Origin of the sequence: Moorena sp. SIO4A1 (genome assembly GCF_010672065.1) — a bacterium.
In the GTDB taxonomy this organism is placed as follows: domain Bacteria; phylum Cyanobacteriota; class Cyanobacteriia; order Cyanobacteriales; family Coleofasciculaceae; genus Moorena.
Map to the genome: position 1 here is coordinate 1 of NZ_JAAHHX010000254.1, position 2,611 is coordinate 2,611.

The 2,611-nt window shown below is 41.6% G+C and carries 1 protein-coding gene and 1 pseudogene; one reads left to right on the top strand and one right to left on the bottom strand.

The features are described 5' to 3' along the window. Positions 1 to 810, top strand: an 810-nt coding sequence (locus F6K53_RS36940; RefSeq protein ID WP_293084509.1) for a group II intron maturase-specific domain-containing protein, incomplete at its 5' end; no start/stop codon positions are given. Between the two features lie 289 nt (positions 811 to 1,099). Here F6K53_RS36940 and ltrA read toward each other — a convergent pair. Further along, positions 1,100 to 2,611 (bottom strand): annotated as a pseudogene (gene ltrA, locus F6K53_RS36945) (group II intron reverse transcriptase/maturase); the annotation flags it as partial.

The window sequence follows — 2,611 nt, forward strand, 5'->3', positions numbered from 1 at the left end:
AATTTTCGGAAGTATAAAACCACAACTAGGAAAAAGGGGTATATAACTCTAATAAAACCATCAAATAAAAGCTTAAAGGGAATCAAGAAGAAGATAAAATGGGAATTCGCTAAGCTAAAAGGAGCATCCGTTCAGCAGCTCATATGGAAGTTACAACCAATCATAAGAGGTTGGACAAACTACCATAACGGAGTAGTAGCGAAGGAAACATTTAATAAACTAAATGATTACATCTCATGGAAGCTAGTAAGATGGTGCAAGAGGAGATACCCAAAAAAAGACTGGAAGTGGATAAAAGAAAAACACTTCGGATGTTTCTGTCCCGGAAGAGAAGACAAACAGGTCTTTGGAAGTAAAGAACAATACCTGGATAAAGCACCATGGACGAAGATAACTAGACACACATTAGTCACCTATGATTACTCGCCAGACAATCCAAATCTACAAGAATACTGGAGAAAGAGGAAAGAAAGGCAAAGTAAGAAAACGGCTGAAGGTAGACTGCCAAAAGGCAGGAACAAAATAGCCCTAAGGCAAAAATACAAATGTCCATATTGTCGACAACAACTAGGGGACTACGATAGGGTACATCTACACCACATTGTTCCTAAGGAACATGGGGGACAAGACAAATACAACAATCTAGTATACGTCCATGAGGAATGCCATCGAACCATCCATGCCTTGGGGGCAACTAAACCCGAAATACAGACAAGACTGTATTTCGGGATAAAAACCCCTCCTAAAAACCGGATACAAAAACCAAAAGGTACAAAACCGGGTAATAAGGAAAAGAGTTGCACAAAATAACGTGTCGTTTCGGAGTTGGTTGCGCCGTGTACTTGGAGACTTGTTCGCACGGTGCTTAGGGGGCGAAGAGGGAGTAATCCCTCTGACCTACCCAATAGTTAAAAATGTCATAACGATGTGGGAGTGTCAAAGCTCCCCTACCCATCTTGGTTAGATCGAGACCTAACTGTTTGGCTACTTTCCTAGTAATATTTCATTAAACTAAGCCGGTGAGTCGCCTCATCGACTCGTCTTCAAAACCGGACGTGAAAGTTTCCCTTCATCCGGCTCCTCATCATAGGAACCATTGTCATTGGTACCTCATTAACGGATTGTTATCTAACTCATTAGAGTTGATTTTCTTTCCGTGTTTTTCATCGTGGCAATGTAGGTGTAACAATTTCAGATTCTTGTCTAGATTGCTTCCACCGAGTGCGCGTGGTATTATATGGTGCTTTTCAATTAAATCTCCATCCCTGAATGTGAGTCCACAATGGGTACATTTTCCTTTTTGTCGTTTCAAAAGTCTTCCCTTTTGGCTAGACATCTCGGGATGTTTTCCCATTCGGTTACTCCAATATATTAGGTCACCGTCGAATGGACTTCGGATTCCTTTGACTTTGGTATGCCTGACTATTTCAGTCTTGGCATGTTTCTGGAGGTAATTCTCCTCGTCGGTCATGAATATCCAGTTGTCCGTTATCGGGGCTTCCCAAGGTTTCTTCGGTTTTTCTACCTTTGTACCCCAATATTTCTTATTCACCCAGGATTTTGATTTTTTGGGATGTCTCCTGTATCCCCATCTTTGAAGTTTGTTCCAGAGTAGGTAGTCTAGCTTTTTGTAAGTTTCCTTACTACATACTGACCTATTGTAGTTACACCATCCTCTTATAATGGGTTTGAGATGCCTGATTAAGGCTTCTTGTGGAGCGGCTTTATGGTTGTCTATTACCTTAGAAAGTCGCTCATAATACTCCAAGACATTCTTTTGAGATGGTTTGATGATGGTTTTGAAACCTTGCTTCGATTGATACTTCCCGACTTTATATTGTCGGATGTTGAATCCCAGAAAATTGAATCCATCGTATGTGTGTACCAACCTAGTCTTGCTTGGTTTCAGCTCCAAGCCTATGTCTTTTAGCCATTCACTGATGATTCGAAGACATTCTTCTACCACTTCCTGGTTTTCGTGCATGATGACAAAATCATCTGCATATCTTATAAGATTCATGCCTTGTCTTTTTTGACTTTTTGCCCTCCCTTTTATTTTTATTGTCTCGGCATATTTCTTAATGTGTTCTTCCATTCCGTGGAGGGCTATGTTCGCCAAAAGTGGAGATATGATGCCACCTTGGGGAGTGCCTTCTTTTGTAGGAGAGAATGTACCCTTATCCATCACGCCTGCTTTTAACCAATTTTTGATTAATCGTCTCATGGATGGAAAAGTATTCAGTTTTATAAGAAGAGCATCATGATTGATTTTATCAAAGCACTTTGCGATATCGGCGTCAAGAACCCATTTAGGTTTATGATTAATACCTGTGAATATTGCTTCGATGGCATCATGACATGACCGTCCTGGTCTGAACCCATAAGAGTTTGGTTCAAATCTCGCTTCCCATTCCGGTTCAAGGGCTTGTTTGGCGAGGGCTTGGAGGGCGCGGTCGTAGATGGTTGGTATCCCGAGAGGCCGTTTTTCCTTCCGTCCAGGTTTAGGAATCCAAACCCTTCTGGTTGCCTGAGGCTTCTTATAAATTTTCAGGCTGGCTACTAGGCGAGTCTCTGCTTATTGGTTAAAGCTTTTTGACCGTCTATTCCGGCA